Genomic DNA, 14188 nt, shown 5'->3' with positions numbered 1-14188 from the left:
CTCAGGTCGGCTACGCATCGTCGCCTTGGTGAGCCGTTACCTCACCAACTAGCTAATGCGCCGCGGGCCCATCCTTGAGTGGTAGCTAAAAGCCACCTTCTAACATATCCTCATGCGAAGATATGTGTTATCCGGTATTAGCTCCGGTTTCCCGGAGTTATCCCCGTCTCAAGGGCAGGTTGCCCACGTGTTACTCACCCGTCCGCCGCTAAGTTTTGAAAAGCAAGCTTTTCAAAACTCCGCTCGACTTGCATGTATTAGGCACGCCGCCAGCGTTCGTCCTGAGCCAGGATCAAACTCTCCATAGAAAGTTTGGTTTCATCTTTCGATGTCCATAGCTTTTTGTTTCTAATAAGAAACGTTGTTTTGAAAATAAAATAGAATTAACGTTGACGTATTTTGTTCAGTTTTCAAAGGTCAATCATTTCGTTTGTCGTTAACAGCGACTTTTATATCTTATCACTTCTTCCGAAGTGTGTCAACAACTTTTTTTAAAATGTTTTTTAACTCTTTTCTGTTTTGTGCTACCGTAGCAGCGACAAGTAATAATTTATCACGTATTAAATTGTTTTGCAATAGGTTTTTTAAATTTTTTTCAAAAAACTTAAGAACCTTAGTACCTATAGAGTTTTAACTTCTTTCTGCTTAACATATCCTATCATTATTTAGAAGAAATGAAAATGTTTATTAATAGTTTTTATTTCATTTATAAAAAGGTGCTATAATCTACAACGTACCTATTCACTACTTCACATACTTTTCTCTCTATAGAAGAAAGGTACTTTGTAGCCAAGAAAATTATTGATTGAAAGAGGTGTTCACATGCAGCGTGGCCGCACTTTAGTTTTAGCAGAAATAAGTATCATGACTGCCCTTGCCTTCCTATTAGACATTATTGCTCAATTTTTCTCTCTTCCTCAGGGTGGTGCAATTTCCATTTCAATGGTCCCTGTTCTTATCGTTGCTTTCCGTCATGGTATAAAAGGAGGCCTTGCTTCTGGTTTTTTATTAGGTCTTCTTCAAGTTATAGTAGGGCCAAGTCAAATTTACACACCTGTACAAGGTCTTATTGATTATCTTATTGCCTTTACAGTTATCGGATTTGCAGGATTAACTCGAAAAGGAATTATTTCTTCTCTAACAAATAATCATACAAGAAAAGTAATTTTGTACGTTGTTTTAGGATCTTTTGTGGGCAGTTTTTTGCGTTATCTTGCACACTGCGTATCAGGTTATTTCTTTTTTGCTGCTTATGCTCCAAAAGATGTTCCTCTTTTGTGGTATACCATCGTTTATAACAGCACATATATGATACCAGCTTTTGTGTTAAGCACGGTTGTAACATGCCTGATTTTAATTTCTTCTAAAAGACTGTTTATCTAATGAGCATAAACTAGTAAATCTCTACATACTTTCATAGTAAAGATGCTAGAGAGGAGTTTGCACTCATGTTAATTCAGTTAGGAATGTGGCTATCTTTCCTAATGGCCATCTCCCTTATTTGTTTTGCTTACTTTGAAGGAATTAAAATAGGAGATAGAACGGAAAAAGTAGAAGGCAGCCACTTTATATTAAGTTCTGTATTGGGCCTCATTTTTTGCTTATTTTTCTTTCATTTTCAGGACATGCTTTAAAGCCTCTCGCTAAGCGGAAGGCTTTTTTGTCTTTTTATCTTTCTTTTCTTCTTGTCCTCTTTGTACTACCTCCCGCTTATAGTGCATATATCTTATACACATAAAGCATTAAATTCTAGCCAGTGATCTTCCTTCTTTTCACCTTATAACGAAAGCGAGGTAAGAACATGTATTACGAAACGATATTAAAGCTTGGAATATCGGCTGTGCTAGGGTTGATTATTGGTCTTGAAAGAGAACTAAAGCGAAAACCTGTTGGATTAAAGACCTCACTTGTAATGTCCATTGTAAGCTGTATTTTAACTATCGTCTCTATTGAATCTGCCTATTTATTTGAGAAAGCAAGCAACATTACAATGGATCCTTTACGACTTGCTGCTCAAATTGTATCTGGTATAGGATTCCTTGGAGCAGGGGTAATTCTGAGAAGAGAAAATGATAGTATTTCAGGCTTAACGACAGCTGCACTTATATGGGGAGCTGCTGGAATTGGCATTACGGTTGGAGCTGGCTTTTATACGGAAGCTGTGATTGCCGTTATTCTTCTTATGATCAGCGTTGAATTTATCCCTTTCCTTACTAAATTGATTGGCCCTAAGCAGTTTAAAGAGAAAGAGATTCGACTGGAGCTAACCGTCTCTAGAGATGTTCATTTAACAACTCTTATCTCTGAAATCAAAAATCTAAATTTAAGGGTAAAGCACGTTCGGGTAAAAGACCTGGATGACTTTGTCGTTATTCAGCTAAAAATCTTGGCCCACGAGAAGCGGTTCACGACGGATGTTTATTATGATATTCAAAAAGTTGCAGGGATTAAGCAAATCGATATTCAAAGCCTTTCTTAATAAATAAAAAGTACGAGTTGAGGTTACTACAGCAATCTCTACTCGCACTTTTTAATCTTTTTTATATTTATCATATAAAGCTTGCCAAAAAAGCTGCTGATGATGAGCATCTTTCATTTCTTCTTGCAAAGAACTATGAAGAAGCTTCCTTTTTTCTTCAGCCTGTTTTTCATTTTCATGTATAAAAGAACGTACCTCATTTAGGAAGTTCACATACTGTTCATAGCTTTCATCATAACGCGCTGAAAGTTCATCGCGTATCTTTTTAGCTAACAGTGGGCTTCCCCCCCCTGTTGAGACTGAAATGGTTAAGTCGCCACGTGTGAACTGAGCTGGCACAGTATAGCTTCCCTTATCTCCCTTATGCGCTACGTTAACAAGTTGATTTGGTGAAGCAGCTTTTAATAGTTTTTCATTATCTTCTGTGTTATTTGTTGCTAATATAACGAGAAATGCCGAGGGAACGTCAAGCTCATTTGCTTCTCGCTTTTCCCAATGCACTTCGCCTTTTTCTTCCCACTTCTTGATTTCATCCGTAGCTTCAGGAGAAATAACGGTAACATTCGCTCCTTCTTTTAAAAGATGTCTAATTTTCCTTGTCGCGACAGTCCCCCCACCAACAACAAGAGCCTTTTTATTTCTTATATTTAATGTGACAGTGTACATAATCCTTCTCCATTAAACATTAAGTTTCCCTTTTGATTTTTCCACTTTTCGATTCTCTCAGCAAGAATGTCTTCTAAAATAGTATGATAGCCTAAAAATGAACATAGAAAAATGTTCGAAGAGTCAACAAGCAACTGACTTACATCTGCTGCAATTTGTCTCATGAGTAATCCAGTGAAAAGAATATACGGAACAATGTAAACTTGCTTATTTCCTTCAAGCCCACGAAGTCCTTGTTCAAAAGTAGGTTCTGCTGCAGCAAGAAAGCATGTATCCACTTTTAAGAAACCGCCTCGTCGCTCTAACATAAGGGCAATTTCATTTAGATCACGTTTCACATCTGGATCACTGCTTCCTCTACCAACGAGTAAAACTGTTGCATCTTTATCAATGATACTGTTGGCTTCACGTATACGGTCCATTAATACATCAACAAGTTTGTCATGAACCCCAAAAGGAGTTCCATAAACAACTTCAATTTCTGGATGTGCTTCAGCTAAGGAAAGCAATATTTCTGGTATATCTTTTTTTGCATGTCCTGCTGTTAAAAGAAGAATCGGGACAGCTACAATTTTTGTTGCCCCCTGCTTTATACATCGAGCGAAAGCTTCTTCAATAGTTGGTTCAGCAAGTTCCAAAAAACATGCTTCTTGAATAGGAACGTTTACTTTCTCTTTGCAACGTTCAATAAATTGCAATGCTCCGATCTGTCCATCTCTAATCCGTGTCCCGTGACAAATATACAATACAGCTTCCACTTTGATCCCTCACTTTAGAAAACTTGTTCAACATATTGCTGCGTATTTTCCTCAAACCAACTTAATTTGTCTTTTAACACAACAACCTCTCCCACAATGACCATACTTGGATTCTTCACCTTTTCTCTATGAGCTATATCAATAATCGTATCAAGTGTACCTACTACAGTTTTTTGCTCAGTATACGTTCCCCAGTGAATCAATGCAACGGGTGTGTCAGGACTCTTGCCGTGTTGAATAAGCTGTTCGCAAATATATGATAGATTTTTAATGCCCATATAAATGGCTAATGTGTCAATTCCTTTAGCTAGAGCTTCCCATTTCACATGTTCATCTTCCTGTTTGCGATGACCTGTCACAAAAGCAAAGCTTCCGCTGTATTCACGATGTGTAACAGGGATACCAGCATAAGCAGCTGCTGCAATACCTGAGGTGATGCCTGGAACAATTTCAAAAGAGATACCGTTTTGAACAAGAATTTCAGCTTCCTCGCCACCACGACCGAACACAAATGGATCTCCACCTTTTAAACGAACAACTGTTTTCCCTTCTTTAGCATGTTTTACAAGGGCATTATTGATTGCTTCTTGTTGAAGGATATGAGCATTTGGAGATTTGCCACAGTAGATAAGATCAGCACCTTTTTTGGCATATGTTAATAGATGTTTATTAACAAGACGATCATATAAAATGACGTCAGCCCCTCCAATACAGCGGATTCCTTTTAAAGTTATAAGTTCCGGATCTCCTGGTCCTGCTCCAACTAAATAAACCTTTCCAATGTTCACGTACATCTTCCTCTCCAAGTTGTCAGTTTATACACTCTATTCTTAACTTTATATTATTAATGTACCAACATATCTCTAAAATTTGAACCGTCATTTGGAGATGCTTTGCATAAGCTATCTTTAAGAATAAGGCTCATAGCATTCACTATGAGCCTTAAACTAAGAGCCTTACATGACTCTCTTTTTATAGAAAACTCCTAGATAAAGTTTTCATTTTTTAAATATGCAACAATTTGGTCTACACATTCTTCTACACTATACTGATCAGAACGAACTGTGATCTCAGGGTTCTCTGGAGCTTCATACGGAGAACTAATTCCTGTAAAATCTTTAATTTCTCCAGCACGAGCTTTTTGATAAAGTCCTTTTGGATCACGGCGTTCACATTCTTCTAGATTACAGTCAATATAAACCTCAACAAATTCATTTTCTTCTACAATTTCTCTTACTTGTTTTCGATCCTCAATAAAAGGAGAAATAAAAGCTGTTAGCACAACTTGACCACTATCTACAAAAAGCTTTGAAACTTCTCCAATACGACGGATATTTTCTGTACGATCTTCTGCAGAGAAACCGAGGTTTTTATTCAATCCAAAACGAATGTTATCTCCATCTAGTACATACTCATTGATGCCCTCTTGAAACAGACGATGCGCAACAGCATTTGCAATTGTTGATTTTCCAGACCCTGACAGCCCAGTGAACCATAGAATAAAGCTATGATGTCCACTTTTTTTACGACGATCTTGTTTCGTTACGCCACTTTCATGCCATGTAATATTTGTTGACTCACCCATTGCTTTTCCCCCTTATGATTGAACAGTCTGCTGTTTCATTCCTTTAATAAGTACTTCAACAACTTCACGACGGCTAAATGTGCTTGGCGGTACTTCTCCATTACGAAGCATTTCACGCACTTTTGTACCTGATAAAATCACGCGATCTTCTTTACCATGTGGACACGTTTTTGTTGAAGCCATTCCTTCACACTTTTTGCAATAGAAGCTATGTTCAAAGAATAGAGGGGTAATGCCTAACTCTCCACTTGTAAAATTACGGAAAATCAATTGTGCATCATATGTTCCATAATAATCACCGACCCCCGCATGGTCACGTCCAACAATAAAATGCGTGCAGCCATAGTTTTTACGAACCATCGCATGGAAAATTGCTTCACGAGGACCAGCATAACGCATTGCCGCTGGGAACACAGCTAAGAATACGCGATCTTTTGGATAATAGTTTTTTAGCAGAACTTCATAGCTTTCCATACGGATGTCTGCTGGAATATCGTCTGATTTTGTCTCTCCAACTAACGGATTTAAAAAGAGACCATCAACAATTTCTAGAGCTGTTTTTTGAATGTATTCATGAGCGCGGTGCACAGGGTTACGCGTTTGGAAGCCAACTACCTTTTCCCATCCAAGCTCTTCAAACTTAGCGCGCGTATCTTTTGGATCTAAATGATAGCCAGCAAATTTCTTCTCTTCACGACGTACAAGGGTAATTTTCCCTGCCACATACACATCCGGACGTTCTAGCATTTTTTTCACACCTGGGTGAGCTGCTTCAGTCGTACGATAAACTTTTTCAGCTTCAACTTCTTTATTCGGCTTATAAGCTTCTTCAAAATGAAGTACACCATAGGCAATTCCGTCTTTAGTCAACTTAACATCTTCACCAGCTTGAAGCGTTTCGGCTACCTTTTCTTCAACAGGTAATGTAACTGGAATACTCCACACTGTGCCATCAGCTAATTTCATATTGTGGACAACACTCTCATAATCTTCTTTTCCTAAGAAGCCTTGTAAAGGGCTGTATCCTCCGATTGCAATTAACTCTAAATCACTTAGAGCCATTGGATCTAGCTCAATGCTTTTAGAAATCCCATCATATTTATAGTCTGGATTAAAACGATTAATTAGTGTACCTCCATGTGGCTGACTTGCTGTCATCACAAAAACCTCCCAAGTATTATTGTATATTCAATCTCTTAATTCAAAGAGTTGTTCGTTCTGCTGACGTTACTTTTAGTTTTTTTTTGCTTGAATTTTGCGCAAGACTTACGGTGCCAAGCGTAGCTAAGCAGCAGATGATGATAACAAAAAATGAGTACCAATCATCTTGAATTGTGAGCTTGACTAGGCCGTAAGAAATCATTAAGGAAAAGATAGGTGACACGACCCAAACTTTAACCATTTGAAACACAATACTTTTCTGCCAGATTCCTGCTCCCTGTTTTGCAGTTCCTACCCCAATGATAGAAGAGGTTGTCACTTGCGTGAGAGGGATAGGCAATCCAAATAGAGAGGCTACAAAAACAAGACCTCCTCCTGTTAGAGAAATCATAATTCCTTCTCCTTTAGAAAGAGCCGTTATTTTCTTACCGTTTGTTTCAAGCACTCTTCCACCTAACAAAAGAGCTCCAAGGGCAATAAAAACTCCTCCAACAATTACACCGAAAGAAGGACTGATAACACCAGCACCAACAAGGGGCCCAACGGCATTTGCAACATTGTTCATTCCCGCTGAGAAAGCTTCAAAGCACCCTGCAACAAGAAGAAAGACAACTAAATATTTCTCTCTCCCCTGCTTTTCTCCAAACTTTTCTCTTCTTTTTTGAGTCATAATCCACTTGCGAATTATGTACGTAATAAAGAAAGAAAAGACTGGAACAAAAACCCAAAAGAAGACAATTTCCAAAATAGAGCTTATATACAGAGCTTGATAAGCAACCCCTACCCCTACTACTGCTCCAACTGTCACTTCACTTGTTGAAAGTGGGATACCCATCAGATTTGCAAAGAACAGAGTACTTGTTGCTGCTAATAAAATAATGACTGCGATTTTGACACTCGCAATACCTTCTGGAATAATGCCACTACCTATTGTTTTTACAACTTCCGTTCCAAAATATGAACCAAGTAAAATAAAGAGGCTACATATAAGAAGAGCTGTTCTTTTCGTTTTTATAGCTCCGGAACCATATGCAACCCCCATTGTTGCAGCAGCACCACTTGCCCCAATATTCATGGCAAAAAAGAGTGCGATAATAATGGCTATCGTTGTAAACATGGTCAATCAACTACCTTTTATTAAGACTCGTGCAGCCCACATTCTACTTTTTGATTTCCTGTCCAGCGGCCAGATCGTAAATCATCCATGTTATATGCTGGAGCTGTACATGGCGCACACCCAATACTTGGATATCCTTTATCATGAAGCTCATTGTATGGAAGATCATGTTTGTATACATAGCGCCAAATCTCTTTCCAAGTCCAGTGAATAAGCGGGCATACTTTAATTTTGTTAAAACGGTTATCTTTATTAATGAAATTTGTATTTTTTCTTGTTTCAGATTGATCTCTTCTTAATCCTGAAATCCAGGCATCAACTTCACTTAATGTTTGTTCAAGCGGTAAAATTTTTCGAATATAGCAGCATTGATTTGGCTCACGTTCCCAAAGTTTGTCTCCATACTGCTCTGCTTGTTGTTCAAGATTAAGAGATGGTTTTTTCATCTCAATATTAAGATCGGGAAAACGCTCTTGGATTTTATCAATCACATCGTAAGTCTCTTGGAAATGTACGCCTGTATCTAAAAATACAATGCGTGCTTTTGGATTTACCTTTGCGATGAGATCGATGAGCACTATCCCTTCGATCCCGAAACTACAGGCATACACAATTGAATCTCCGTAATAATCATAAGCCCATTTTAGAGTAGCAAGAGCTCCTTTTGTTTCATCATCATGTGCAAATGTAGGAACCTCATCTGTCCACGTTTCGTGTGTTAGCTTTGCCATATTCTCACCTTCCATATAAACATTTAATCCGATAGATAAACACGGTTTTAAACTTAAAAGAAGATAGAACGTTCTAAGCGTCCTATTATTTCAAACGAATTTTTTCGACTTTATCAATACCAACAACTTTTCCACCTTGGATAACAAGAGTAACAGAGCCATATTGTATTGTTTGAAGAAGTTCTTCTGTCTTTTGCAAAGCTTCTTTATGATTAGAACTATTCCCCATATTGACTCCTCCTCTTTTCTTCCTAATAATTAAAAACTATATTTCCGATGGTTTAAGTCAGATTAATCCCAATAAAAATTCTACTTTCTTTATAAAAAGAAGAGCGTGTTTAGCAAATATCCCTTTATATTATGCTAAAAAATGAGGATGTTGAAGAAATTTTAGCACAATTAGCTAGTTTGTCAACCTTCAATTCCGACTATTTTTATCGACTAAGTCATTTATCTGAAATTATAACACATTACCTTTTGAATTGTTATAATTTTTTCATTATTTATTATATTTTTTTGTCTCATCTCTTTCTGTTATTAAAAAATATTATATACTTCATGTTTAAAGGGATAATTTTGTTATATCTTCTAACATTCTTTTCTAATTTCGTTATCTTCCCTAACACTTTTTCGAACGATAGGTTAGTGATGTATTAACATACACAAGAATAATTCATTTCTTTTTCCTCCATATAAGGAAGAAACAGATCTACTATAAATTTAAGAGAAGTAAGACGTAATAAGATTTAAAATCTTCAAAATCTTACTATTATTCAATACAGTGAAGAATAGTATTGCTTTCTGTTTCCCTTCCCCTATATAATATTATTTATGTTAGAAAAGTTCACATACATCTAAAGTTGTAAATCACATTTGTTTCATAAGGGGGAATTATTAATGGATTTATTAAATGATGTAGTTCTTAGGATAAATGATGTGTTTTGGACATACGTTCTTATTGCTTTACTACTTGTATTAGGACTATATTTTACGCTTCGTTCAAGATTTCTGCAGTTTCGTTTACTAAAAGAAATGTTTAGATTACTGACAGAGAAACCTGCTTCAAAAGAAAAAGGCAGCATTTCAGCATTCCAAGCTTTTTGTATTAGTATGGCTGCTCGTGTTGGAACAGGAAACATTGCCGGAATTGCTCTTGCTATTTCAATCGGAGGACCGGGTGCAATCTTTTGGATGTGGATTGTAGCACTTGTTGGTTCTGCCTCAGGTTTCGTTGAAAGTACATTAGCTCAAATTTACAAAGTTCCAGATAAAGGAACGTTCCGTGGTGGACCTGCTTACTATATGGAAAAAGGGTTAAAACAACGCTGGCTTGGTGTTTTATTCGCTGTTCTAATTACTATTTCATTTGCTTTCGTGTTCGTTGCTGTACAAGCAAACACAATTACACTTGCATTTGAACAATCTTTTAATACTAACCGACTTGTAGTCGGAATTATCGTTCTGGTTGCTTTTGGTATCATTATCTTTGGTGGTATTCAACGTATTGCCAAAATGTCAGAATATATCGTAGTTTTCATGGCAGGTCTTTATATTCTAATTGCATTTGGAATTGTTTTAGTGAATATTAATGAAATGCCATCTCTTATTGCTTCAATTGTGAAACATGCTTTTGGATTTGAACAATTTGCAGGAGGAACGCTTGGAGCCGTTTTACTTCAAGGTGTTAAACGTGGTTTATTCTCCAATGAAGCTGGTATGGGTAGTGCGCCAAACGCAGCGGCTACAGCGGATGTTACCCACCCTGCTAAACAAGGTCTTATTCAAGCTTTAGCTGTTCTCATTGACACATTGATTATTTGTTCAAGTACGGCGTTCATCGTACTTTTAACAGATGCATATAAAACGCCTGGACTAGATGGTGTTCAAATTACGCAAGTAGCATTAGGAGAACATATCGGTGGATGGGCTTCATCTGTTCTAGCTATTATGATTTTCCTTTTTGCATTCAGTACGCTTATTGGTAACTATTATTATGGGGAAACAAACGTTGAATTCATTAAAACAAATAAAATCATCATTTTCGTTTACCGTATTCTTGTTCTTGCAATGATCTTATTTGGAGCTGTTGCAAAAGTAGATTTAGTTTGGAATTTAGCTGATTTGTTCATGGGTCTTATGGCGTTCACAAACTTAATTGCTATTGCGTTCTTAGCAAAAACAGCGTTTAGAGCTCTTAAAGATTATACAGATCAACGTAAACAAGGAAAAGATCCCGTTTTTTACAAAGATTCTCTTCACAATATTGGAGAGCTTGAAGGTTGGGAAGAAAGACCAAAAGAAGCCAAAAAACAAACAGTATAAGTTAGAAAAGCGTGCCTATAATTATAGGGGCGCTTTTTTCATACCTTCTTTAGAAATGGGAACACTATGTTTTAAAGGAGGAAATTGCACATGTTTGACAGCTTTCTATTTCGCTTTTTCCGTCGCTCTGTTTTATATCGACTTATTGTTATCATTCTACTGCTTTGCGTTATTTTTGGCGGACTTATTCATTTTCTTGAAGAAGAAACCTTTCCAACCGTTTTTGATGGAATATGGTGGTCAATTGTTACGATATCTACAATTGGGTTCGGAGACTATGTTCCTCATACAGTAGTTGGACGTATTTTAGCTATGTTACTTATTTTAATTGGAACAGGGTTTATCACGAATTATTTTGTAACGATTGCTAGAATGGCAGTTTCTAGAGAGAATGCTTATGTTGATGGAAGTCTCCCTTATAGAGGAAGCGACCATATTGTTATTGTTGGATGGAATGAGCGTACAAAACAGCTTCTAGAGCTTTTTGCCCAATCGCATCTTGCTAAACATATTGTTTTAATTGATGAAACACTAGAAGAACGTCCTATGCTTTCTGCATACGTTCATTTTGTAAAAGGAAATCCGACACATGAGAGTACACTTATAAAAGCAAATATTGCTGAAGCTCGGGAAGTGATGATTACAGCTAATCAACATAAAGCTGAAAACGAGGCAGATATGCAGGCTATTTTGACTATCTTAGCTGTTAAGGGACAAGATCGTCATATTCCTATCACAGCAGAAATTCTTTCTTCTTTACATGTCAAAAGTGCTGAACATGCTGGAGCAGGTAAAATAGTCGAAACAAATAAAATGATTAGTCAGCATATGTACGAGCAGCTTTTTTCAAAAGAAGGCTTTGTTAGAAAGTGAGCTAACAAAGCCTTTTCAAATTCAATATAGAAGGCGCTGCTCTGCTTCTCTGAGGAGTTCCTGACCTAGTGGGATGTATTCTTTTGGAAAAGAAGCGTCAGGATCTTGCGGCTCTTGAAATTGATCAAATGAGCTCTTCGTATTGCCAACATGAACATGATCATCTAAACCAATTTGATATTTATGAGAAAGCAAAAAAGGTGTCATAAAACGTACTGTTGCTCCAGGGGCATCAAGCTGACCATCTATAGCTTGAAATGGGAGACGAAGAAACTGATACCCTACTTTATCATCTATCTTATAGTCAAATGACCCTTGATCATACTCCCATCCTCCCCCAATTATATATCCTAAAGAGCCTAAAGTTTCTTCTAACTCATGTAGCTTAAATACTCTTCCCTCAAGGTTTGACTGTAATTCAATCATAATAAGCACCCCTTTTCTATGTTAACGTCTCCAATATTACGCTTTTTATCCTTTTATATAGTTACAAAAAAAACAGTCATAGCCTTAGGCTATGACTGTTTTTTCATTTATTATTTTAAACGTTTTTCAAGCTCTGCTTTCTTTTCTTCAAATCCTGGTTTTCCAAGAAGTGCAAACATATTTACTTTGTATGCTTCTACACCTGGTTGATCAAATGGGTTAACACCTAAAAGGTAGCCACTCACTGCGCAAGCTTTTTCAAAGAAGTAAGCAAGATAACCGAATGTATAAGCATCAAGAGCTGGTGCTGTTACAAGTAAGTTCGGAACTCCTCCGTCTGTATGAGCAAGCATTGTTCCTTCAAGCGCTTTGTTATTAACAAAATCAACTGTTTCACCAGCCAGATAGTTTAAGCCATCTAAATCAGCCGCATCTTCTTCAATTGTTAACTCGTGACGAGGATTTTCAACACGAATTACGGTTTCAAAAATATCACGACGACCTTCTTGAACATATTGTCCTAAAGAATGCAGGTCTGTTGAGAAGTTTGCTGAAGATGGATAAATTCCTTTTTGGTCTTTTCCTTCACTTTCTCCAAACAGTTGTTTCCACCACTCTGCAAAGTATTGAAGAGCTGGCTCATAGTTAATTAACATTTCAATTGTTTTACCTTTGTTGTAAAGAAGGTTACGAACTGCTGCGTATTGGTATGCTGCATTTTCTTCTAGGTTAGGCTTTGCAAAGTCTTCGCTTGCAGCCTCTGCACCTTTCATCATGTCAGAAATGTTCGCACCACTTACAGCAATCGGAAGAAGACCAACTGCCGTTAAAACAGAGTAGCGGCCACCTACATCATCAGGAATTACAAAGGTTTCATATTTCTCTTCATCAGAAAGTGTTTTTAATGCTCCACGTGCTTTGTCTGTTGTTGCATAAATACGCCCACGTGCTTCTTCTTTTCCATATTTCTCTTCAAGAAGCTTACGGAAAATACGGAACGCAATCGCAGGTTCTGTTGTTGTTCCAGACTTAGAAATGACATTGATTGAGAAGTCTCTTCCATCAAGAAGGTCCATTACGTCTTTCATATATGTAGAGCTAATGTTGTTTCCAACGAAAATCACTTGTGGTGTTTGACGTTTTTCTTTCGGTAATGCGTTATAGAAAGAGTGTTGAAGCATTTCAATTGCTGCTCTTGCACCTAAATATGAACCACCAATTCCAATTACTAATAAAACATCTGAATCACTTTTAATTTTTTCAGCACTTTTCTCAATGCGAGCAAATTCTTCCTTATCATATTCTTTCGGAAGATTTACCCACCCTAAAAAATCGCTTCCTGCTCCTGTTTTATCATGGATAGCATGATGTGCTGCTTTTACAGCATCACTTAAGTATGTAATTTCATGCTCTTTGAAAAAAGTAAGTGCATTTGAGTAATCAAAACGAACATGTGTCATAAATATGTTCCTCCATAAATTTTATTCTCTTTCTCTCACTTTATCGAAACCGCTCATGGAATTCAAGCAATGTTTCTCCATATTAGTACTTTCTTTTCAAAATTATTGTATAAATCCTGCATAGAAAGGTTTGAGTAGGCCTAAAGGAGGAAAATCACTTAATAGAAGTGACTCACTCTATACTTAACTCAAACTCTTCCATTGCTTTATTCAACCGCACGTATTCTCTTGAATCGAATGGGCGTAACGGGTGCTTATTCATTGTCTCTCCATACTGCTCAACTAATTTTTCTACTGTTTCCTGATCTAAGTATTCTTTCTTTGTAGCGGCATTAAACAAGAAAGCACTTGTGAACATCGTGATAAAAATAGTGGAACTTACAATGATTTGTTTCTTATACATAATAAACATCACCTCATAGTTAGGATGAGATGATTTTTTTATTTCTATTCAATGTAATGGAATTCTTTAAGAAAAAAAGTGAAGACTAAAAAAGCATTCTATACCCCAAAAAAGACCTTAAAAATAAAAAAATATATAATTTTTTTACTGTAATTTTTCCGACTTTCTATTTATTTAATAGCACAGAAATAGTTGAGCAACATAGAA

The 14188-nt window shown here is 36.9% G+C and carries 16 protein-coding genes and 1 rRNA gene; 5 read left to right on the top strand and 12 right to left on the bottom strand.

Annotated features, from left to right (window positions below; all coding sequences use genetic code 11):
- Positions 1-308, bottom strand: a 16S ribosomal RNA gene (locus tag BM012_RS12270); the annotation flags it as partial.
- A gap of 514 nt (positions 309-822) precedes the next feature.
- Here BM012_RS12270 and thiT point away from each other — a divergent pair.
- From thiT to BM012_RS12255, 3 genes are all read left to right on the top strand, one after another.
- Positions 823-1383, top strand: coding sequence for an energy-coupled thiamine transporter ThiT (thiT, locus tag BM012_RS12265; RefSeq protein ID WP_061804556.1), 561 nt, complete (start codon positions 823-825; stop codon positions 1381-1383).
- 65 nt (positions 1384-1448) lie between these two features.
- Positions 1449-1634, top strand: coding sequence for a hypothetical protein (locus BM012_RS12260; protein WP_061804557.1), 186 nt, complete (start codon positions 1449-1451; stop codon positions 1632-1634).
- A 167-nt stretch (positions 1635-1801) separates the two neighbouring features.
- Entirely contained in the window at positions 1802-2479 is a 678-nt protein-coding gene (locus BM012_RS12255; protein WP_061804558.1) for an MgtC/SapB family protein, read from the top strand.
- 51 nt (positions 2480-2530) lie between these two features.
- Here the strand turns inward: BM012_RS12255 and BM012_RS12250 are convergent, their stop codons facing one another.
- The 8 genes from BM012_RS12250 to BM012_RS12215 all read right to left on the bottom strand — a co-directional run bounded on the left by BM012_RS12250 (position 2531) and on the right by BM012_RS12215 (position 8726).
- Entirely contained in the window at positions 2531-3145 is a 615-nt protein-coding gene (locus BM012_RS12250; protein ID WP_061804559.1) for a precorrin-2 dehydrogenase/sirohydrochlorin ferrochelatase family protein, read from the bottom strand.
- Positions 3127-3903: a sirohydrochlorin chelatase gene (locus BM012_RS12245; RefSeq protein WP_061804560.1), complete on the bottom strand. Its 777-nt coding sequence runs from the start codon at positions 3901-3903 to the stop codon at positions 3127-3129. The genes BM012_RS12250 and BM012_RS12245 overlap by 19 nt, the downstream gene beginning before the upstream one ends.
- Positions 3904-3917: 14 nt before the next feature.
- Positions 3918-4685 (bottom strand): uroporphyrinogen-III C-methyltransferase, encoded by a 768-nt coding sequence (gene cobA, locus BM012_RS12240; RefSeq protein WP_026009760.1) that lies wholly within the window; start codon positions 4683-4685, stop codon positions 3918-3920.
- Positions 4686-4888: 203 nt separating this feature from the next.
- Positions 4889-5488, bottom strand: a complete 600-nt coding sequence (cysC, locus tag BM012_RS12235) for an adenylyl-sulfate kinase (RefSeq protein WP_061804561.1) — start codon at positions 5486-5488, stop codon at positions 4889-4891.
- A gap of 12 nt (positions 5489-5500) precedes the next feature.
- Positions 5501-6646, bottom strand: coding sequence for a sulfate adenylyltransferase (gene sat / locus BM012_RS12230; protein ID WP_061804562.1), 1146 nt, complete (start codon positions 6644-6646; stop codon positions 5501-5503).
- 43 nt (positions 6647-6689) lie between these two features.
- Positions 6690-7766, bottom strand: coding sequence for a sulfate permease (locus BM012_RS12225; protein ID WP_061804563.1), 1077 nt, complete (start codon positions 7764-7766; stop codon positions 6690-6692).
- Between the two features lie 20 nt (positions 7767-7786).
- Entirely contained in the window at positions 7787-8497 is a 711-nt protein-coding gene (locus BM012_RS12220) for a phosphoadenylyl-sulfate reductase (RefSeq protein WP_061804564.1), read from the bottom strand.
- A gap of 85 nt (positions 8498-8582) precedes the next feature.
- Positions 8583-8726 (bottom strand): YezD family protein, encoded by a 144-nt coding sequence (locus tag BM012_RS12215; protein ID WP_061804565.1) that lies wholly within the window; start codon positions 8724-8726, stop codon positions 8583-8585.
- Between the two features lie 668 nt (positions 8727-9394).
- Here BM012_RS12215 and BM012_RS12210 point away from each other — a divergent pair.
- Both BM012_RS12210 and BM012_RS12205 read left to right on the top strand, forming a co-directional pair.
- Positions 9395-10819, top strand: coding sequence for an alanine/glycine:cation symporter family protein (locus tag BM012_RS12210; RefSeq protein WP_061804566.1), 1425 nt, complete (start codon positions 9395-9397; stop codon positions 10817-10819).
- A gap of 90 nt (positions 10820-10909) precedes the next feature.
- On the top strand, positions 10910-11692 hold the full coding sequence (locus BM012_RS12205) for a potassium channel family protein (RefSeq protein ID WP_061804567.1): 783 nt from the start codon (positions 10910-10912) through the stop codon (positions 11690-11692).
- A gap of 21 nt (positions 11693-11713) precedes the next feature.
- Here the strand turns inward: BM012_RS12205 and BM012_RS12200 are convergent, their stop codons facing one another.
- From BM012_RS12200 to BM012_RS12190, 3 genes are all read right to left on the bottom strand, one after another.
- Positions 11714-12118, bottom strand: a complete 405-nt coding sequence (locus tag BM012_RS12200) for a YugN-like family protein (RefSeq protein ID WP_061804568.1) — start codon at positions 12116-12118, stop codon at positions 11714-11716.
- Positions 12119-12228: 110 nt separating this feature from the next.
- Positions 12229-13578: a glucose-6-phosphate isomerase gene (locus BM012_RS12195; protein ID WP_061804569.1), complete on the bottom strand. Its 1350-nt coding sequence runs from the start codon at positions 13576-13578 to the stop codon at positions 12229-12231.
- A 172-nt stretch (positions 13579-13750) separates the two neighbouring features.
- A complete protein-coding gene (locus tag BM012_RS12190) occupies positions 13751-13981 on the bottom strand; it encodes a hypothetical protein (RefSeq protein ID WP_061804570.1) in 231 nt (76 codons plus the stop codon).
- Positions 13982-14188: the final 207 nt, after the last annotated feature.

This window comes from Priestia endophytica DSM 13796, from assembly GCF_900115845.1.
Classification (GTDB): Bacteria; Bacillota; Bacilli; order Bacillales; family Bacillaceae_H; genus Bacillus_I; species Bacillus_I endophytica.
The sequence above is the reverse complement of the archived record's forward strand: the minus strand, read 5'-3'. Positions and strand labels throughout refer to the sequence as shown.